The 20,063-nt window shown below is 45.0% G+C and carries 22 protein-coding genes; 11 read left to right on the forward strand and 11 right to left on the reverse strand.

Going from position 1 to position 20,063, the window contains the following annotated elements; genetic code table 11:
* Positions 1-67: 67 nt before the first annotated feature.
* Entirely contained in the window at positions 68-1,657 is a 1,590-nt protein-coding gene (locus tag KJB05_RS13730; RefSeq protein WP_009707220.1) for a cation:proton antiporter family protein, read from the forward strand.
* Positions 1,658-1,887: 230 nt separating this feature from the next.
* On the forward strand, positions 1,888-3,552 hold the full coding sequence (gene asnB, locus KJB05_RS13735) for an asparagine synthase B (protein WP_005436952.1): 1,665 nt from the start codon (positions 1,888-1,890) through the stop codon (positions 3,550-3,552).
* A gap of 112 nt (positions 3,553-3,664) precedes the next feature.
* On the opposite strand, the gene rfaH is transcribed toward asnB, so the two are convergent.
* Entirely contained in the window at positions 3,665-4,165 is a 501-nt protein-coding gene (gene rfaH / locus KJB05_RS13740) for a transcription/translation regulatory transformer protein RfaH (RefSeq protein ID WP_005436951.1), read from the reverse strand.
* 333 nt (positions 4,166-4,498) lie between these two features.
* Here rfaH and KJB05_RS13745 point away from each other — a divergent pair, with 333 nt between their 5' ends.
* The gene (locus KJB05_RS13745; RefSeq protein ID WP_009707222.1) at positions 4,499-5,887 is read left to right on the forward strand and encodes a peptide MFS transporter; all 1,389 of its coding nucleotides are present in this window, start codon (positions 4,499-4,501) and stop codon (positions 5,885-5,887) included.
* A 73-nt stretch (positions 5,888-5,960) separates the two neighbouring features.
* Here KJB05_RS13745 and tnpA read toward each other — a convergent pair whose 3' ends face one another.
* The 4 genes from tnpA to htpG all read right to left on the reverse strand — a co-directional run bounded on the left by tnpA (position 5,961) and on the right by htpG (position 10,567).
* Complete coding sequence (gene tnpA, locus KJB05_RS13750; RefSeq protein ID WP_033007908.1) at positions 5,961-6,395, reverse strand: IS200/IS605 family transposase; 435 nt, start codon at positions 6,393-6,395, stop codon at positions 5,961-5,963.
* A gap of 197 nt (positions 6,396-6,592) precedes the next feature.
* Complete coding sequence (gene hemH, locus KJB05_RS13755) at positions 6,593-7,558, reverse strand: ferrochelatase (protein WP_208444604.1); 966 nt, start codon at positions 7,556-7,558, stop codon at positions 6,593-6,595.
* A 139-nt stretch (positions 7,559-7,697) separates the two neighbouring features.
* Positions 7,698-8,342, reverse strand: a complete 645-nt coding sequence (gene adk / locus KJB05_RS13760) for an adenylate kinase (RefSeq protein WP_005425498.1) — start codon at positions 8,340-8,342, stop codon at positions 7,698-7,700.
* A gap of 320 nt (positions 8,343-8,662) precedes the next feature.
* Complete coding sequence (htpG, locus tag KJB05_RS13765; RefSeq protein ID WP_208444603.1) at positions 8,663-10,567, reverse strand: molecular chaperone HtpG; 1,905 nt, start codon at positions 10,565-10,567, stop codon at positions 8,663-8,665.
* A 272-nt stretch (positions 10,568-10,839) separates the two neighbouring features.
* Between htpG and KJB05_RS13770 the strand changes: the two genes are divergently transcribed.
* From KJB05_RS13770 to KJB05_RS13785, 4 genes are read left to right on the forward strand one after another with little or no spacing between them, the layout of a single operon-like run.
* Entirely contained in the window at positions 10,840-11,712 is an 873-nt protein-coding gene (locus tag KJB05_RS13770) for a transcriptional regulator (protein ID WP_039985959.1), read from the forward strand.
* Positions 11,713-11,723: 11 nt separating this feature from the next.
* A complete protein-coding gene (locus KJB05_RS13775) occupies positions 11,724-12,239 on the forward strand; it encodes a regulatory protein ToxS (RefSeq protein ID WP_038893253.1) in 516 nt (171 codons plus the stop codon).
* Positions 12,240-12,286: 47 nt separating this feature from the next.
* Complete coding sequence (locus KJB05_RS13780) at positions 12,287-13,042, forward strand: sulfite exporter TauE/SafE family protein (protein ID WP_208444606.1); 756 nt, start codon at positions 12,287-12,289, stop codon at positions 13,040-13,042.
* Between the two features lie 23 nt (positions 13,043-13,065).
* Complete coding sequence (locus KJB05_RS13785; RefSeq protein ID WP_005436938.1) at positions 13,066-13,344, forward strand: SelT/SelW/SelH family protein; 279 nt, start codon at positions 13,066-13,068, stop codon at positions 13,342-13,344.
* A 60-nt stretch (positions 13,345-13,404) separates the two neighbouring features.
* Here KJB05_RS13785 and yfcE read toward each other — a convergent pair whose 3' ends face one another.
* The 6 genes from yfcE to KJB05_RS13815 form a co-directional block, all read right to left on the reverse strand.
* Entirely contained in the window at positions 13,405-13,950 is a 546-nt protein-coding gene (gene yfcE, locus KJB05_RS13790; RefSeq protein ID WP_208444602.1) for a phosphodiesterase, read from the reverse strand.
* Between the two features lie 70 nt (positions 13,951-14,020).
* Positions 14,021-14,230 (reverse strand): hypothetical protein, encoded by a 210-nt coding sequence (locus KJB05_RS13795; protein ID WP_009707229.1) that lies wholly within the window; start codon positions 14,228-14,230, stop codon positions 14,021-14,023.
* A 159-nt stretch (positions 14,231-14,389) separates the two neighbouring features.
* Positions 14,390-14,797, reverse strand: a complete 408-nt coding sequence (locus tag KJB05_RS13800; RefSeq protein WP_009707230.1) for a CBS domain-containing protein — start codon at positions 14,795-14,797, stop codon at positions 14,390-14,392.
* Positions 14,794-15,144, reverse strand: coding sequence for a P-II family nitrogen regulator (locus tag KJB05_RS13805; RefSeq protein WP_005436932.1), 351 nt, complete (start codon positions 15,142-15,144; stop codon positions 14,794-14,796). The genes KJB05_RS13800 and KJB05_RS13805 overlap by 4 nt, the downstream gene beginning before the upstream one ends.
* A complete protein-coding gene (locus KJB05_RS13810) occupies positions 15,134-15,925 on the reverse strand; it encodes a DUF1538 domain-containing protein (protein WP_208444601.1) in 792 nt (263 codons plus the stop codon). The genes KJB05_RS13805 and KJB05_RS13810 overlap by 11 nt, the downstream gene beginning before the upstream one ends.
* Positions 15,922-16,656 (reverse strand): DUF1538 domain-containing protein, encoded by a 735-nt coding sequence (locus tag KJB05_RS13815; protein ID WP_208444600.1) that lies wholly within the window; start codon positions 16,654-16,656, stop codon positions 15,922-15,924. Before KJB05_RS13815 ends, KJB05_RS13810 begins: the two co-directional genes overlap by 4 nt.
* A 257-nt stretch (positions 16,657-16,913) precedes the next feature.
* On the opposite strand from KJB05_RS13815, the gene KJB05_RS13820 reads away from it, so the two are divergent.
* The 4 genes from KJB05_RS13820 (at position 16,914) to KJB05_RS13835 (ending at position 20,006) form a co-directional block, all read left to right on the forward strand.
* Positions 16,914-17,831, forward strand: coding sequence for a TIGR01777 family oxidoreductase (locus tag KJB05_RS13820; RefSeq protein WP_208444599.1), 918 nt, complete (start codon positions 16,914-16,916; stop codon positions 17,829-17,831).
* A 37-nt stretch (positions 17,832-17,868) separates the two neighbouring features.
* Positions 17,869-18,696, forward strand: a complete 828-nt coding sequence (locus KJB05_RS13825; RefSeq protein WP_208444598.1) for an SDR family oxidoreductase — start codon at positions 17,869-17,871, stop codon at positions 18,694-18,696.
* A gap of 74 nt (positions 18,697-18,770) precedes the next feature.
* Positions 18,771-18,953, forward strand: coding sequence for a hypothetical protein (locus tag KJB05_RS13830; RefSeq protein WP_009707234.1), 183 nt, complete (start codon positions 18,771-18,773; stop codon positions 18,951-18,953).
* Between the two features lie 198 nt (positions 18,954-19,151).
* Positions 19,152-20,006 carry a co-chaperone YbbN gene (locus KJB05_RS13835; RefSeq protein WP_039985964.1) on the forward strand — a complete coding sequence of 285 codons (855 nt, stop codon included), beginning with the start codon at positions 19,152-19,154 and terminating at the stop codon, positions 20,004-20,006.
* The last annotated feature ends 57 nt before the right edge of the window (positions 20,007-20,063 follow it).

Raw genomic sequence — 20,063 nt, forward strand, 5'->3', positions numbered from 1 at the left:
TTGAGTTACAATCTCGGGCTGTGGTTTCACAGCCCGTTTTTGTATATCAGGAATATAGCTCAACAGTATGGAAATTATTCTAATTACAACGGCGTTCCTCGCCGGCTTCATCGCTCTAAAATGTAACCTCCCCCCTTTGGTCGGTTTCCTACTCGCTGGTTTCGGCCTTCACGCGTTTGGCTACCAAAGTAATGACGTTATTGTCACGCTTGCTGACCTTGGTGTGACCTTGCTGCTTTTCACCATTGGTTTAAAGCTGGATGTAAAAACGCTGCTTTCTAAAGAAATTTGGGGCGGCGCTACCGCGCACAATATTCTCTCTACTCTTTTCTTCGCGCTGGTTCTAGTTGGACTAAAACTATTAGGGCTGTCATCACTCTCCACGATGGATCACAGCCAGATTCTGCTTCTCGCCTTCGCCCTTTCCTTCTCCAGTACGGTATTTGCGGTTAAGACACTGCAAGAAAAAGGTGAGATGAACGCGACTTACGGCACACTAGCAATCGGTATTCTGGTTATGCAGGATATCTTTGCCGTAGTATTCCTTACTGCTTCGACTGGTAAAATTCCAGAGTGGTACGCCATTGGATTGTTTGCCCTACCACTCGCTCGACCTCTGTTCTACAAGTTGTTGGATAAAGTAGGCCACGGGGAAATGCTGGTGTTGTTCGGCATTTTCTTCGCATTAGTAGTTGGTGCAGGCTTGTTTGAACTGGTGGGAATGAAACCTGATTTAGGCGCGTTGATTTTAGGCATGCTCTTGGCTGGGCATCGCAAAGCGTCCGAGCTATCAAAATCGCTCTTTAATATGAAAGAGCTATTCTTAGTTTGTTTCTTCCTCAATATCGGTTTATCAGCATCCTTGAGCTTTACGGGGGTTGGCCTAGCTCTGTTATTTATCTTGTTACTGCCAATCAAGGGGCTGCTGTACTTCCTAACCATCAACCACTTTAAGTTCCGTGTGCGCACTTCATTGCTGACGTCTCTATCACTTTTCAACTACAGTGAGTTCGGTCTGATTGTTGGTGGTCTCGCATATAAAATGGGATGGATGCCAAGTGACATGCTGGCAGCGATTGCCGTTGCCGTTTCTATCTCGTTTATCATTTCAGCACCACTTAACCGTTTGGGCCATCAGATTTACCAACATTCAGGTAAATGGCTGCAAGAAACCGCAGCAGAAAAACTGAACCAACGCGACCAGCTCATAAACCCAGGTCATGCTCAAGTACTGATCCTCGGTATGGGTCGAATTGGTACCGGTGCATACGATGAACTGCGTTCTCGATACGGTAAGATTTCACTTGGTGTGGAGGTTCGTGAAGAAGCTGCGCATAAACATCGCTCGGAAGGTCGTAACGTGATCTCGGGAGATGCAACTGACCCGGATTTCTGGGAACGCATTTTGGATACGGCTAACGTGAAAATGGTGCTTCTGGCAATGCCACATCACCAAGGTAACCAAACGGCACTTGAACAGCTTCAAAGCCGAAACTACAAAGGGCAGATTGCAGCGATTGCCGAGTATCCAGATCAACTTGAAGGTTTATTAGAGACGGGAGTCGATGCCGCATTCAACATCTACAGCGAAGCTGGTAGTGGTTTCGCACGTCATGTTTGCGAGCAACTTCAACCTCAATTTACACCGATGAAATAAGCATAAAACGCAACCATCTTTATTGAGCCCTCTTCTAATAAGAGGGCTTTTTTGTGCATTTTTTAAACCAAACCTTGATCTCATTCACCAAATCAAAGCTATTTTTAAATAGCATCTAATCATCAAGCCTTTTTATCATTTTTTTAATCATCAAACGTTGCTTTTTTTACTCAGAATGGCAAATTGAACCCATACCGATTAAAAATTGTTTAGTTTAAAAAGGATGTTGTATGTGTTCAGTATTTGGCATTTTAGACATTAAGAGCGATGCAGCAGCATTGCGCCCTATCGCCCTTGAGATGTCGAAAAAGCTTCGTCACCGCGGTCCAGACTGGTCTGGTATTTACTCATCAGAGCGCGCAATTCTAGCGCATGAACGTCTAGCGATCGTTGGCCTAAATAGTGGTGCGCAACCACTATACAGCCCTGATAAAAAACTCATCCTTGCTGTAAACGGTGAAATCTACAACCACAAAGAGATTCGTGCTCGCTACGAAGGCAAATACGAATTCCAAACTGACTCAGACTGTGAAGTTATCCTAGCGCTATACCAAGAAATGGGCGCAGACCTTCTTGAAGAACTAAACGGTATTTTCGCATTCGTACTTTACGATGAAGAAAAAGATGAATACTTAGTAGGTCGTGACCACATCGGTATCATTCCGCTTTACCAAGGTTACGATGAGCACGGCAACTACTACGTTGCTTCAGAAATGAAAGCACTAGTACCAGTATGTAAGACCGTGAGCGAGTTCCCTCCAGGTTGTCACTACGGCAGTGCAGATGCAGAGCCTCAACGCTACTATATCCGCGACTGGAACGAGTACGCAGCAGTACAAGGCAACAGCACTAGTAAAGAAGAATTGACTGAAGCGCTAGAAGCAGCGGTCAAGCGCCAACTGATGACTGACGTGCCTTACGGTGTACTTCTTTCAGGTGGTCTAGATTCTTCTATTACATCTGCGGTAGCAAAACGCTTTGCAGCGATGCGTATTGAAGATGATGAGAAGTCTGAAGCTTGGTGGCCACAACTGCACTCTTTTGCTGTCGGTCTAGAAGGCGCACCTGATCTGAAAGCGGCTCGTGAAGTTGCCGACCAAATTGGTACGGTTCACCACGAAATGACGTACACCATCCAAGAAGGTTTGGACGCGATTCGTGATGTGATTTACCACATTGAAACTTATGATGTAACAACGATTCGAGCTTCAACACCAATGTTCCTAATGGGTCGTAAGATCAAAGCGATGGGCATCAAGATGGTACTGTCTGGCGAAGGCGCGGATGAGATTTTCGGTGGTTACTTGTACTTCCACAAAGCACCAAACGCTCAAGAATTCCACGAAGAGACTGTACGTAAGCTTCTAGCTCTGAACATGTTTGACTGCGCACGTGCTAACAAATCACTAGCAGCGTGGGGTGTAGAAGGCCGTGTACCTTTCCTAGATAAAGAGTTCATTGATGTAGCAATGCGCTTGAACCCAGCCGACAAGATGTGTGGCAACGGTAAGATGGAGAAACACATTCTTCGTGAGTGTTTCGAGCACTACCTGCCAGAATCGATCGCATGGCGTCAAAAAGAGCAGTTCTCTGATGGCGTAGGCTACAGCTGGATCGATACGTTGAAAGAAGTAGCAGAACAGAAAGTGACTGACCAACAAATGGAAACAGCGCAATACCGTTTCCCTTACAACACACCAACAACAAAAGAAGGTTATGTATACCGCGAAATCTTTGAAGAGTTGTTCCCATTGCCATCTGCGGCAGAGTGTGTTCCTGGCGGCCCTTCAGTAGCGTGTTCTTCAGCGAAAGCGATTGAATGGGATGAGTCGTTCCAAAACTGTGTTGACCCATCAGGCCGTGCAGTACAGACCGTTCACAACGATTCATACTAGTTTTAAGCGACATCAATAAGGGTTGGCTCCACCAGCCCTTTATGAAAGACATAATAGATACGATCAAAAAGAGGTGCTTTCGCACCTCTTTTTTATGTTTGATGAAATTAGGCTATTTTAAATCTAAATCGCTGTTGTCTATGCTGACAGGCACACGCTTGGTGATCATCTGAACCAGCATAATTGAACGTTTCTCACCATCTTGTTCTTGGAAGATGGCATCAATACCCGCAAACTGCCCGCTCTTCACACGAACCTGATCGCCAGGTTGAGGCATGCATTCATCACTTGCCTGCTCGTCTACGCATTTATCAAGCTGTTTGAGCTCATAGACCAAATCGCCCTGTATCTCTTTAGGCTGAGCGCCAAAACGAACAAAGTCTACTACACCTCGCGTAGAGCGAACTGAAGTAAAATTAGGGCCCTGTTCGTAGTCAAATCGGGCAAAAACATAACAAGGGAACAAAGGTTCTTCGACTTTCTGTCGCTTACCTCGCAAGATCTTTTCGACCTCGAAAGTTGGGTAAAAGCACTCTACGCCTTGGTTTTCAAGGTGTTGCTTAGCCCTAACTTGCTCTCCTCGTTTACAATACAATAAATACCAACGTTTCATTTTATTACTAGCCAATTATGTTTTTGTTTCATCCTAGCATTAAGGCCAAGATGAGTCATGGATATTCAAGCAACCTATCAATAAACCACTTTATATTGCACATACAACTTACACCTTTTCATAAGGTTAAGAAAATTAGTCTATAGACAAAAATGAAAAGTAAGTTTGTGACACGACCAATTCACCGACGAAAAGCCCACCAAATCAACGTAGAACCATCATTTAATAAGGCAAACGAATCGTCACATAAAATTTTATTGTTTGTAAGTCATCAAAATGACATGTATACGTAGATTTCGTTAAAAAATGTAATAACTACTATTAGAAGAGCTTATGTCAAACCAACATCAATACTTTGGTCACCCACGTGGCTTGTTCCTTCTGTTCGGTACAGAACTATGGGAACGCTTTTCTTACTACGCAATGCGCGCCATTCTAGTACTGTATTTAACTGACACAACAATGAATGGTGGTCTTGGCTGGTCGACTAAAGATGCCCTAGACCTTTACGGCATCTATACTGGACTTGTCTACATCACGCCTCTTATCGGTGGGTACCTTGCGGATAACTACTTGGGTCAACGCCGTTCAATCCTGATTGGTGGTGCATTAATGGCTATTGGCCAGTTCACACTAGCAATGCCAGCAGATGCACTAGGTCTTGGCTCTCTACACACTTTCTACCTAGGTCTTGCTCTGCTTATCTGTGGTAACGGCCTATTTAAGCCAAACATTTCAACCATGGTTGGTGACCTATACAACGAAGGTGATAACCGTCGTGATGGCGCGTTCACTATCTTCTATATGGGTATCAACCTAGGTGCGCTACTTGCTGGTGTCGTTTCAGGTTCAGTAACCAATGAATTTGGTTGGAAAGCAGGTTTCATTGCTGCTGGTGTTGGTATGATTATCAGCCTTGTGATGCAAATGACTATGGCGCAATCTTGGTTAGGTGACATTGGCCGCGTACCTGCAGCTAAACGTGACTTAGCAATTAAGAAATCTGCGAAAAAAGAACCTCTAACGAAAGAAGAAGTCGACCGTATCAAGGTTATCCTTGTAATGAGTCTGTTTACTATCGTTTTCTGGGCAGGCTTCGAGCAGGCTGGCGGTCTAATGAACATCTACACGCAACAATACACAGATCGTATGATCGGTGGCTTTGAAGTTCCTGCTGCGTGGTTCCAATCACTAAACCCATTCTTCATTATTACTCTTGCACCTGTATTAGCCGTTCTATGGGTGAAACTGGGTAAACGTGAACCCAACTCACCAATGAAGTTCGCTTTTGCGATGTTCTTCCTAGCACTAGGCTTCCTATGTATGGTTGGTGCTGTTATGGAGCAAGGTGGTGATACTGCGGTTAAAACATCAATGCTATGGCTAGTAGGTGCTTTCTTCTTCCATACGTTGGGTGAACTGTGTCTATCTCCTATTGGTCTATCTCTAGTAACGAAGCTAGCTCCGCTACGTCTTGCATCACTAATGATGGGTGCATGGTTCGGTTGTAACGCGATAGCAAACTACGTTGCTGGTTATGTTGGCTCTCACGTAGGTGAACTAGGCGCACTAGCAATCTTCAGCGGTATCGCAGTAACAGCGACTGTCTCTGGTGTGATTCTATTGTTGTTCTCTAACACACTCGTTCGTTGGATGCATGGCGCTGAAAACACGCACAGCACAGCGGAACAGATTGAAGAGCAACAAACTCAAATCGCTTAATATAAAGTGCAAGTAAATTACCACCTTCTAAAGAAGGTGGCTTTGTGTGAGCCCCCTAAAAGGGGGCCTTTGTTTAATCCAACGCCAACTGGTGCTGCTCTACTCGCTCTTGCTTCTCTTGATGTCTTACATATCGGCGTATGATTTCTTCATTGATTCCAACACTATCGACAAAATAGCCTCTTTGCCAAAAGTGATTACCCCAAAGCCTGTTCTTCCTAAGATGAGGGAACTTACTAAATAGCTTTAAGGCTATTTTGCCTTTCAATACCCCCATCAACTTGGATATCGATAGCTTTGGTGGAATCTTTACTACTAAATGCACGTGGTCAACTTGTATGTTTAACTCTACTACTTCACATCCAAGTTGATTACAGTAAACATAAATACATCGATAAACTTCTTTACCTATATTGTTCTTCAAGATCCTAAATCGATACTTTGGAGTCCACACTATATGGTATTGACATCGCCAAAATACGTGGGAAGCTTGATTGTATCTACTCATGTTATTTGTCCTCTTTGACTTCTGGAAAAATCAAAGACGCATTTAGCATGAGTAGTTTTACAGGCAAAGCCGAAACGGATGATAACCACCTACTGAAGTAGGTGGTTTAGGGCTGAAAATAAAAACAAAGGGTCGCAATCGCGACCCTTTTTGTTGTCTTTTATCCGCGCCACTTTAAGACGCGTTCGAATCAACGGTTACAGCTTAGAGCGAACTAACTCTACCATCATCTCTATGTGGTCATCGTTATCGTTCAGACATGGAATGTAGCTGAAGCTCTCGCCCCCTGCTTCTAGGTAAATCTCTCGGCACTCTTCTGAGATCTCTTCTAGCGTTTCTAAACAGTCTGCAGAGAACGCAGGAGTCAGCACGTTGAGCTTCTTCTTACCCTGACTTGGTAGCACTTCTAACGTCTTGTCCGTGTATGGTTGTAGCCACTCTTCTCGACCAAAGCGAGACTGGTAAGTCATGCCGATCTGGTCGTCACTCAAACCTAGCGCTTCTCCAAGCAAGCGTGTTGTCTCTGCACAATGCTTAGGATAGATATCCCCGTTGTCTGCGTAGCGCTTAGGGATACCATGGTACGAGCAAAGCAGGTAATCGCCTTGACCATGTTCTGCCCAATGATCACGAACTGATTGAGCAAGTGCAGCGATGTACTTTGGATGATTGTGGTAGTCGCGGATAAAGCTAAACTCTGGCATTACTGGTATGTTTTTGAATGCTTTCGTCATGCCATCAGAAACAGCTGCAGTCGTAGTGCCTGAGTATTGCGGATAAAGCGGCAATACAATCACTTCTTCTACGCCTTGAGCTTGCAACGCTTCAAAGCCTGATTGCAGACTTGGGTTGCCATAAGTCATGCCTAACTCAACACGCATATCGAGAGCTACAGCAAGCTTCTGAGCCTGTCGTTTTGAATGCACCATCAAAGGTGAACCCTCTTCCATCCATACAGATTGGTAGAGCTTGGCTACTTTTGGAGAGCGGATTGGTAGAATGACACCGTGAAGAATCGGACACCAAAGCCAACGAGTCATATCAACGACACGGTGATCATGAAGAAACTGACTTAGAAAGCGTTTAACGGCTGGTGCGGTTGGCTCATCAGGCGTACCTAAGTTAACCAGTAACACGCCCTGTTTATTATTGTTGTTTTTCATAACATCCTATTCATGGTAAACGGCTTGGTTTGTACGGCGCATTGAACCAAATGGTTCAGCGTACTTTCAGGCTAAATAAAAAAGCGACCCAAGGGTCGCTTTTAAATATATCAAAATATTAAATTTTGCCGTTAGCAAATTATGCTAGCGCTTTCTCAATATCTGCGCTTACTTCTGCAACTTGCTTAGTGCCGTCAAATTTAAGGTACTTAGTGTTGCCTGCTTCAGCTTCTTTACCGTAGTAGTTGATAAGCGGAGCAGTTTGCTCGTGGTAAACACCTAGACGTGCACGTACTGTTTCTTCTTTGTCGTCATCACGAACAACAAGGTCTTCACCAGTAACGTCATCTTTACCTTCCACTTTAGGTGGGTTGTAAACAACGTGGTAAGTACGACCTGAAGGAAGGTGAGCACGACGACCCGCCATACGCTCAACGATTACATCGTCAGCTACGTCGAATTCGATAACGTAATCTACGTCAACGCCCATTTCTTTTAGGCCATCAGCCTGAGGGATAGTGCGTGGGAAACCATCTAGTAGGAAACCTTTTTCGCAATCGTCTTGAGCGATACGCTCTTTGATTAGGCCAAGGATGATTTCATCAGAAACTAGCTGACCAGCGTCGATAACAGCTTTAGCTTGTTTGCCAAGTTCTGTACCTGCTTTGATAGCAGCACGAAGCATATCACCAGTAGAGATTTGTGGAATACCGTATTTATCCATGATGAAGTTTGCTTGTGTGCCTTTACCTGCACCTGGAGCACCTAGAAGAATGATGCGCATGATTTATCCTCTTTAATATTTAAGATTTATACCGAAGCTCACAATAACTGGACTTCTAGGTCATTAACCCTACGAAGTGCTCACAACGATAAGTTTCGGTATAACGTTTAGGCGAGCCAAAATACACGCCTTATTACTCACATTCAAGTGTTGCGATTCTAACACAGGTTCACTGCGCAATGAGCAGATTAAGACTAAAGAATGTTAGCGATGCCTACTTTCGAGCTTTATTGATTACTAACTCAACACTCAAAGTGTGAATCTATGCGTTTACAAACAAAAAGCTCGCATTTCGCGAGCTTTTTATTGATGTTTGGTTATTAAACCTTAGTCAAAAGCTTGTTGATGGCACCGACAAATTGCGTTGGATCTTCCATCGAACCGCGCTCTGCTAACATCGCTTGACCTAGTAGCACTTCGACCCAACGTCCGAATGCTTCTTCATCCGCTTCGTCCGCCATGCGCTTCACTAGCTCATGCTCTGGGTTGATTTCAAAGATGTACTTCACTTCTGGTACCGCTTGACCAGCGGCCTCAAGAAGCTTCGCCATCTGCGTGCCCATTTCGAAATCATCCGTCACGACAACCGCTGGCGTAGTCGCAAGTTTGAACGTCGTACGAACCTCTTTTACTCGGTCACCTAAGTAAGACTGGGTGCGCTCAACAACAGATTTGAACTCTTCTTCAGTTTCTTTCTGCTTTTCTTTTTCCGCTTCGTCTTCAAACTTACTTAGGTCTAAGCCTGCTTTAGTGATCGATTGGAACTGCTTACCATCAAACTCAGTCAGGTAGTTCATCAGCCACTCATCAATGCGATCGAACATCAAGATAACTTCGATGCCTTTCGCTTTGAACTGTTCTAGGTGCGGGCTGTTCTTCGCAGCTGCGTAGCTGTCTGCAGTTAGATAGTAAATCTTATCTTGGCCTTCTTTCATGCGTTCAATATAAGAAGCCAAACCAACGGTTTGTTCAGCAGAGTCCACTTCAGTAGACGCAAAGCGCAATAGACCAGCAACTTTCTCTTTATTTGCCATGTCTTCTGCAACGCCTTCCTTCATGACAAGGCCGAACTCTTTCCAGAATGATTGGTATTTCTCTTCGTCATTCTTCGCCATACGCTCAAGCATAGTAAGTACACGCTTGGTACATGCGTTGCGAAGTGACTGAGTGACCTTGTTATCTTGCAGAATTTCGCGTGATACGTTCAACGGCAGATCGTTTGAATCAATCAAACCACGAATAAAGCGCAAGTAAGAAGGCATAAACTGCTCAGCGTCATCCATGATGAATACGCGTTGTACATACAGTTTTAAGCCTGATTTATGATCGCGGTTCATCATGTCCCATGGTGCTTTCGCTGGGATGTAGAGCAAGCTCGTGTAATCGTTCTTACCTTCTACACGGTTGTGACTCCAAGTAAGAGGATCAGCGAAATCATGAGAAACGTGTTTGTAGAACTCTTGGTACTCTTCTTCTGAGATGTCTGATTTATTGCGTGTCCAAAGCGCTTGAGCTTTGTTGATTTGCTCCCACTTCTTCTCACCCGTTTCTTTGCCTTCGTCATCGCGAACCGCAGTTTGGATAGAAACAGGGATACCAATATGGTCAGAGTACTTGCTGATCACATCACGTAGACGCCATTCGTTTAGGAACTCTTTGCCCTCTTCACGCATGTGAAGCACGATGTCAGTACCACGAGAGTCTTTGGTGATAGTCTCGATGGTGTAATCACCTTCGCCAGCTGAATGCCATTGAACGGCTTCTTCAGCAGGAAGACCCGCCGCACGAGTGCGAACCGTTACGGCATCCGCAACGATGAATGCAGAGTAGAAACCCACACCGAACTGACCGATAAGTTGAGAGTCTTTGCTCTGCTCATCCGACAGCTTTGAGAAAAATTCTGCTGTCCCTGATTTTGCGATCGTACCTAAATGTTCAATCACATCATCACGGCTCATACCGATGCCGTTATCAGAGATGGTTAATGTGTTAGCATTTTCATCAAACGCTAGCTTAACGCCAAGGTCAGCATTACCCTCGTATAAATCTGGAGTAGATAGCGCTTTGAAACGAAGCTTATCTGATGCGTCAGACGCGTTTGAGATCAACTCACGTAGAAAAATCTCTTTGTTGGAATAAAGAGAGTGAATCATCAGGTGAAGTAGTTGTTTTACTTCTGATTGAAAGCCACGAGTTTCTTTGTTCTGAGATACGGTTTCGCTCATGTTTGCTCCATAACATCTAAACTAAATAGACTTTTAATGACAAAGCCCTAACCGCCGCCTCATAAAAGCGACATTACTAAGATGTCATTTAACATGTGGCTGACAAATGTAAATTCAAGGTCAATATTGCTAAAAACGGTGTTTTTTTAGAAAATTTTAATTATCCTACGTCCCTAAAAGCATCTAAAACGTAGCACATGTCTTTTTGCGCACGCCTTGTTATGTGACGCAAATCACTATAATTACAGAATCATCCATCTAAGAAGAACTAAATGACTAACATAGGCACCAAATTTCTGCTTGCTCAAAGATTTGTCTTTGACCCAAATAGTAATTCGCTCGCTGACCAACAAAATGGCAACGAAGTTGTACGATTAGGAAGCAACGAAAGCCGTATTCTCCTCATGTTGGCAGAGAGACCTAACGAAGTAATAACGCGTAACGAGCTGCACGAGTTCGTTTGGCGTGAGCAAGGCTTTGAGGTGGATGACTCAAGCCTAACTCAAGCTATCTCGACGCTGCGTAAAATGTTGAAGGACTCAACAAAATCACCAGAATTCGTAAAAACGGTGCCAAAACGCGGCTACCAACTTATCAGTACGGTTGAGCGTTTAAGCCCGCTTTCTTCTGACTCAGTCCCTGAACTTGATGAACAAGAAGAAGAGAACGAAGCACCCGTTGTCGACCTAGAGCAATTTGCAGAATCTGCGGTTGAGACTCCGGTAGACAAAACAGCAGAAGCCGAAGTGACGGTTGAAAAACCTAAAACAGCCCCATCACAAAAGAACGCAAACTGGCTGTTTCGTATTTTAGTCGTAGTGGCCGTGTTACTGCCTGTTTGTGTATTGATGCTGACTAACCCTGCGGAATCTCAATTCCGTCAAATTGGTGAATACCACAACGTCCCGGTAATGACACCAGTTAACCACCCTCAGTTAAATGATTGGATGCCTTCGATTGAGCAGTGCATCAAACGCTACGTTGAGCACCATGAAGATTCCTCTTCGCCTGTAGAAGTGATCGCGACAGGTGGTCAAAACAACCAACTGATACTGAATTACATTCACGACAGCGAGCATTCCTACGAGAACGTGACGCTGCGTATTTTTGCTGGTCGTAATGACCCAACAGACATCTGCAATTAAAGGAGGCTGAAATGAAGATTAAAATAGCATCTGCGGTTTTGGCCGTATCAATCCTTTTTAGTGGTTGGTTATACTGGGGAAGTGACCTGAAAATAGAACAGGTTCTCACATCAAACGAATGGCAATCGACCATGGTGACATTGATCACCGATAACTTGCCAGACGATACGGTTGGTCCTCTGCGTAAAGTCAATGTGGAATCGAATGTGAAGTACTTGCCTAATGGCGATTACATTCGCGTGGCAAACATTCGCCTGTTTGCTCAAGATTCGAATACAGAATCCACAATCAATATTTCTGAAAAAGGCCGTTGGGAAGTGAGCGACAACTACTTGCTTGTCTCACCAGCTGAATTCAAAGATATTTCAGCTTCTCAATCTAAAGATTTCTCTGAGTCACAACTTCGTCTCATCACACAAATCTTTAAGTTGGATGCAGAGCAAAGCCGTCGCATTGACGTAGTGAACGAAAAAACGTTACTACTGACTAGCCTGAACCACGGTTCTACGGTACTGTTTAGAAACTGATTTTGATTCGATGATAAGGGGGCAAGATGCCCCCTTTTATTTTGCACATGGACTGGCTAGATACCCTCACTCTCTTCTTTGGTTCTCTTATCGCAAATACGCTCGCTTCGCTCTCTGGTGGTGGCGCTGGGTTGCTGCAATTTCCGTTATTGATCTTTCTTGGTTTGCCTTTCTCCATCGCACTAGGAACACATAAAGTCGCTTCCGTCGCCCTTGGACTTGGTGCTGCGAGTACGCATCTAAAAGCCGGGACTATAAAACCTAAAGTCGCGCTTTATCTGATTCTGGTAGGCAGCATTGGAGTCGTGATTGGCGCAAACCTGATTGTCCAAATCCCTGACAATATCGCCGAGAAAATGCTCGGGGCGATGATCCTTGCTCTTGGAATTTACTCTCGCTTTAAGAAACAACTGGGCCAGACAGAGATACCTACTCATCGTGATACCTTTGGTTGGATAGTCGGCGGGTTAGGTTTGATGTTCATTGGTATAGTGAATGGCTCGTTGACTGCAGGTTCTGGCTTGCTTGTTACCCTCTTCCTTGTTCGTTGGTTTGGTTACGACTACAAGCAAGCAGTGGCCTATACAATGATTTGTGTTGGCCTGTTTTGGAACGGTATTGGTGGCGTGGCAGTGGTACAAGCCGGAGCGCCAATTCATTGGGCCTGGTTACCGGTTTTATTAGTGAGTTCATTTTTAGGCGGCAGCTTGGGTGCATGGGCGGCGACAAAGTACAGCAATCGAGTTATCAAAATAGCGTTTGAGATCCTCACCTTTGCGGTGGGAATAAAGCTACTGCTTTAGTGTTTAAAGAAAGGAAATAAGAAATGGATAAAGCCATCATAGACATTCACTACTGTCGTCAGTGCAATTGGATGTTGCGTTCAACTTGGCTATCACAAGAATTGCTTCATACGTTCAGTGAAGAGATTGAAACCGTCAGCTTACATCCTGATACGGGTGGTCGTTTTGAGATTTTTTGCAATGGTGTCCAGATTTGGGAACGTAAAAAAGACGGAGGCTTCCCTGAAGCCAAAATCCTAAAACAACGTGTAAGAGACATCATCGATCCAGAGCGCGATTTGGGTCATTCAGATACAAAATAGGGAGCCAATTGGCTCCCTTACTTCTTTATCCAATTAACGATTTATTCGATAACTCGGTCGTTAAATCGTAGTCTGCGCTAACACTTCACCTTCTGGTGTTTGCACTGTCAGCATATTGCCTTCCATCAAACCATAACTGCGTGGCAATCCGTTTCTTGGGAAGGTCATAGAACCAGGATTGAAAATCACCGCCCCTTCTTGCATCTCTGCCACTGGGACATGAGTATGACCATGGGCAATGATATCGCCTTCACGCAGTGGTGGGCGTTTCGCGCTGTTGTACAAGTGACCATGAGTGAGAAACACACGCTTGCCTGATTCTAATAGCAACCATGCGTAGTCTGTCATCATTGGGAAGCTCAGCAGCATTTGGTCTACTTCGCTGTCACAGTTACCGCGCACAGAAATGATCTGCTCACTGTACTGGTTAAGCAACTCCGCTACTTGTGGGGGATTGTAACCTTCTGGGACCGGGTTTCTTGGCCCATGGTTGAGCGTATCACCCAACAAGATTAGATGCTCGGCACCAGAGGCCAAATAAAGCTGAATGGTTTCTTTGGTTGCAGGTAAAGAGCCGTGCAAGTCTGAGGCAAAAAATAATTTCACGACATCGTCTCCTCAAAAGTAATGAGGGTATTCTACGGCATTCTTATAGAAGCTCAACCGAAGTAAGAAACTAGTGGTTACGAAGCATTTCAACCAACATTGGCACCAAGTAGAACCACGCAAAGTAACCGGCACCGACCAAGACCACGGCCCAAAAGATCATCGATAGGAACTTAGATTTGGCTAAGTGATTTAATGGGTCGGGTTCTCCGCACCCCGGACAGGTATGAGCTCGTTTTGAAATTTGTTTCTCACATACAGGACAAGCGACTAGCGGCATGACATGACATCCTCAATTATTTCTTTAATTCTCAAAGAATAAGCCTCAGATTGCGGATATGCAATGGCACAGATAAGCAATTCGATGGGGTTTGCTAAATGTCGCTCACCTGAGAAACCTTCTTGCCCGAATTGTTAGTGAGCCTCACAACAAACAGACCTATAACTCTTCTCGTGCCATGCCATTAATCACGATGTTGTTGTAACTCACCATGCCAATAACCTCACCATTTTCAATCACGGGTGCACGACTAATACCGAAACGCTCAAATAAGCGCGCACAATATTTCACGTTCATATTAGGATCGACAGAAAGCGCAGGCTTGGTCATGATTTCATAAAGATTGGTTCGTTGTGGCGAGCGGTTTTTCGCTAATACTTTTTTCGCGATATCGTTCATTAATACAATTCCGTATTCATCATCCTCATCGCGTTTTTTCACCACAAGCGCTTTCACTTCACTCTTTCTTGCTAAGGTTATCCCTTCATGGACCGTAATTAACCCATCAACAATGATGTAGGTCGCTGCCATTACGTCTCTAACTCGAATCAACTCATGATGGCTCATAACTCGTCCTCTACTACTTTGGTCAGTTTCTCTACTTGGTGCGCGACGCCCACTGCGTCTTCCACATCAATCTGCACCGCGATGCCTTGACCAGACTCTTGATCAAACTCCCCGACCTCACTGATCGTCTCCAAAATGTGCCTCGATAAATGTTCTTCCACCACAAACAACAACACGTCTTTTTGTACTTCTAGAGTCAGACCAAAGAAGGTTCGTTTTTGGTTTAAACCTTGCCCCCGAGCATTGTTGATCACGGTTGCACCTGTCGCACCTGCATCACGTGCGGCATCGAGCACTTTGTCGGTTTTGCTGTCTTCAACAAAGGCCAGAATCAATTTAAAGCGCATTTTCTTTCTCCTCCGCGGTCTCTTTGTTCAACCACTGGGTGATTTGGGCATAGCCCATGACGGAAATCATTGGGAATAAACTGGCAAAGGCGATCAAACCAAAGCCATCAATCATTGGGTTTCGTCCCGGAACCGTTGATGCTAACCCCAAGCCAAGAGCAGTCACCAAGGGAACAGTCACCGTCGACGTCGTCACACCACCGGAATCGTAGGCCAAAGGCACAATCAGCTTTGGCGCATAAAAGGTTTGAATCACCACCACGATGTAACCCGCGATGATGTAGTAATGAATCGGGTCACCCACCACAATCCGATAGCTTCCAAGTGCAATACCCACCGCAACACCTAATGCGACGGCAACACGTAATCCATTGACACTAATACTGCCACCAGACACTTGATTAGCTTTGATAGCGACCGCTATGAGAGAAGGCTCCGCAATCGTAGTGCTAAAACCAATAAAGAAAGCGAAAATGTACACCCAGTAGTAATCAACCCAACTTAAGGCTTGGCCAATTGAAACTTTAAACTCCCGAAGGAAATCAGGAGCGGTCAGTTGCGTCGCCATGGTTTCGCCAAGTGGAAACAGCGCCATTTCCAAACCAAGCAAAAACAACGATAACCCCAAAATAACGTAACCAAAGCCAAGTATTACTTTGAGTAAGTTTGAAACTGGACGGCGCAGCACTGCCAACTGAAAACCGAAGATAATGGTCGCGATAGGAACCACATCACTGATGGTTGAGATAAAAGTATCGATGAAATGCGCAAAGGAAATCATGCCACCACCATCCCGTAAACCATGACAAACATCATCGGCAACAAAGAGGCAAAAGCGATAAGTCCAAACCCATCAATCATGGGGTTTCGACCTTTAATCGCCGATGCCAGTCCAACCCCAAGCGCAGTCACCAATGGCACCGTGATGGTAGAAGTTGTCACACCGCCAGAATCGTAAGCCACACCGATGATGGATTCCGGCGCAAATCCAGTAAGGATTACAACGCCGATGTAGCCACTGATGATCATATATTGAATTGGCCACCCTTTAAGAATCCGAAGCACGCCTAATACAATCGCCACCCCCACCGACAAAGCAACCGTTAAGCGCAAGCCATCTGCGTATTCCTCCATTGATTGCTCAGTATTGGCGATCATCCCTCCCTCGGCCGCCACCTCCGAAGCTTCTTCCGCTACAGCCGTTAAGGCCGGTTCAGCAATGGTTGTCCCGAAGCCTAAACAGAATGCGAAAATCAGCAGCCAAAACACACTACCTTTGTTGGCAAAAGCTTGCGCCATGTTTTCGCCAATCGGGAATAAACCCAGCTCTAAGCCAAAAATGAAAAAGGTTAAACCCAGAATAACCAGTAAGAGGCCAAATAAAATCGAGACCAGATTAGGAAGTGGCTCTTGAAGCACCACAAGTTGGAAGAAGGTAATAACAAGGACAATCGGCAGCAAATCACGGGCGCTGCTTAGCAAGGCTCGAAACAGAGCAACAAATGCTTCCATATTCCCCTCCTAGCAACGCTTTATCCTTTCTAAATTCAGTATGACACAGTTTGTTGAAGCTAAGTGTGAGCGACACTCAATGCTTGATAACATTCTGTTACATTTACTCAAACTGTGAGCTTTGCATCGCTTGGTAAGAAATCGCTACTAAACCATTAGGAACTAATAATAAAATCGACATCGCAAGTCATTGAAATGATCATGCAAGGCGGTTAACGACTATAATATTTGAATGGTTTTACAATCAAAGGGATGACATGAAGATATTACTGACTGGCGGTACAGGCTTTATTGGTTCAGAGCTCCTTAAGCTCCTGACTACGCACCAAGTTATTTTGTTGACGCGTAACCCTGCGCAGGCAAAACAGCGATTACAGCATGCCGATGTCGGTAACATTCAATATTTAGACTCCCTAGATTCGATTGAAGATCTCAATGATGTGGATGCAGTGATTAACCTTGCCGGCGAACCGATTGCAGATAAACGCTGGAGCAAGGAGCAGAAAGAGGTCATTTGTAACAGCCGGTGGAAAGTGACCGAGCGAATCGTTGAATTGATTCACGCCAGTACCGAACCACCAGCGGTATTTATTAGCGGCTCTGCGGTTGGCTATTACGGCGATCAACAAGATCACCCTTTTGACGAGTGCTTACACGTAAATAGTGAAGCATTTGCGCACTATGTTTGTGCTCGCTGGGAACAAATTGCCAAGCGTGCAGAATCCGAACAAACTCGAGTGTGCATACTTCGAACGGGCTTAGTGCTTGGACAAAATGGTGGAGCACTTGCCAAAATGCTTCTCCCCTATAAGCTCGGTTTAGGCGGTCCACTAGGAAGCGGTAAACAGTACATGCCTTGGATTCATATTTTGGATATGGTTCGAGCCATCATGTATTTACTCGAAACACCGCATGCTCATGGCGAGTTCAACTTGTGTGCCCCGCACCCTGTCAGCAACCGAATCTTCAGCGACACATTGGCGAAAACTCTCAAACGACCACATATCCTGTTTACCCCTAAATGGGTCATGAACATGGCAATGGGAGAATCGTCTTGTTTGCTGTTTGATAGCGTTCGAGCCAAACCTAAAAAGCTTACCGAGCTTGGCTTCAAGTTCAGCTATTCTCGCGTCGAGCCTGCACTCAAGAACTTGCTTCAAGACAGAAGTTGTTGAATCATAAGGCTCACTACCGCCTTTTGTGAGCCCTAATATGAAAAAGTCAGTTCTGATCACCGGATGCTCCACAGGCATCGGATACGTATGTGCCCATGCTTTACAAAAAGAGGGCTTTCACGTTATTGCCTCTTGTCGCAACGAGCAAGATGTTCAACGCTTAACCAGTGAAGGCTTAACCTGCATTCAGTTAGATCTTAATGATCCTCAAAGTATTTCTGCTGGCGTTTCTACAGCTCTGGAACTGGCCGAGGGAAAGCTCTATGCCGTATTTAATAATGGCGCTTACGGACAACCAGGCGCATTAGAAGATCTGCCGACAGAAGCACTTCAAGCACAATTTCAGACCAACTTTTTTGGCTGGCACCAACTCGTAAGAGAAGTGTTGCCCCACATGCGCAAACAGGGTGAAGGAAGAATCATCCAAAACAGCTCTGTGCTAGGGTTTGCGGCGATGAAATATCGTGGTGCCTATAACGCCTCTAAATTCGCACTGGAGGGCTGGACAGACACGCTACGTTTGGAATTGATGGACACCAACATCAAAGTTGCGCTGATCGAACCCGGCCCGATAGAAACCCAGTTTAGACAAAATGCCTTAAAAGCGTTTGAGCAGTGGATTGATGTGGAAAACAGTGCCCACAGAGCAGCTTACGAAGGGCAAAAGCAGCGTTTGGATAACGACAAGTCGAACAACAAATTTGTCCTTCCTGTTGAGTCTTGTATTGAGCCCGTGCTTCACGCACTCACCAGTGATAAACCCAAAATCCGCTACCGAATCACCACACCAACCAAAGTATTTGCGGTATTAAAGCGCCTGTTACCGACTCGTATTCTTGATAAGATTTTGCGACAAGCAGCATAAAAACTTTTTATCACGATGTAATTTTACCGTAACAATGTGATGTCATTATGAGCATGTAGGCTAAGAAAGCCTCAATGTTCGAATCAATTTCTAAGTCAGTATCTTCATCCATCGAGCCTGAACGTGATGTGGATACTCACTATAGATTTGGTATCGCCACCCTTTCTGTTTTGTATTTTCGCGAGACAATAATGACATTAAATCAGCTTAACTGGCTTAGTGTGGGTGTAGTGTTGACCATGTTCATCCTATTTTGATACCACACCCAGCACACCACTATAACGTCTAACAAGACTCTCTAAACCGTGCTGGACTAGCCAAATTTAATAGCACTTTCGCTTGCTATCAGGAATACGCTGCTTCGGCAGCGTTTTTCCTTTCTATCGCTTGAATTTCCCAAATATCAACTCCATATCTACAATCAACGACAAGAAACAAAAAGCAAGGATACTCTGATGCAATCCCCATTTATCGTTGAGTTAACAGAACAAAATTTCCGTGAAACGCTTGAAGGATCAATGAACACGCCTGTACTGATTCACTTTTGGGCGAGCGCTCAACCAGAAAGCGCACAAGTGATTCCTGATCTACAAATGCTGACTCAGCAATACAACGGCGCATTTACCCTTGCTCTATTGAACTGTGAACAGCAACCTGCTCTTGCTTCTCAATTTGGAGTGCAGGTGCTACCAACCATCGCATTATTCATGAACGGCCAAGCCGTCGATGGTATGGGTGGTCCTCAGCCTATTGATGCGATTACAGCAATGCTGAAAAAGCACCTACCAAGCCAAGATGAGATGCAGTTGAAGCAAGCAAGTGAATTGCTCCAACAAGGTGAGCATGCTCAGGCGTTAGCGATTCTTCAAACGCTATCGGAAGAGCTTCAAAACCGTGGCGACGTGAAACTGGCGATAGCAGATTGCTTGCTGGAAACCAAACAGTTTGAATTGGCACAAACGCTGTTAAGCGCGATTCCACTGGAATACCAAGACAACTACTACAAAGGTTTGATCGCGAAGTTAGACCTGCACCTTCAAGCAGCAGAAAGCCCAGAGCTTCAGCGTCTTGAACAAGAACTAGCAGCAAACCCTGATAACATTGAATTGGCGTGTGAACTTGCCGTTCAGTACAACCAGGTAGGTCGTGATGAAGAAGCGTTAGAGCTACTTTGGAACATTCTTAAGACCAACCTAGGCGCACAAGATGGTGAAGTGAAGAAAGTCTTTATGGATATCTTGAGCGCACTTGGCCAAGGCAACGCACTGGCAAGTAAGTACCGCCGTCAACTTTACTCGATTTTGTACTAAGCGAATCGATTTAAAGCAGGACAGCTCAAATAGAAAAGGCCGGAAAACTCCGGCCTT

The organism is Vibrio sp. B1ASS3, from assembly GCF_905175355.1.
GTDB lineage: Bacteria > Pseudomonadota > Gammaproteobacteria > Enterobacterales > Vibrionaceae > Vibrio > Vibrio owensii.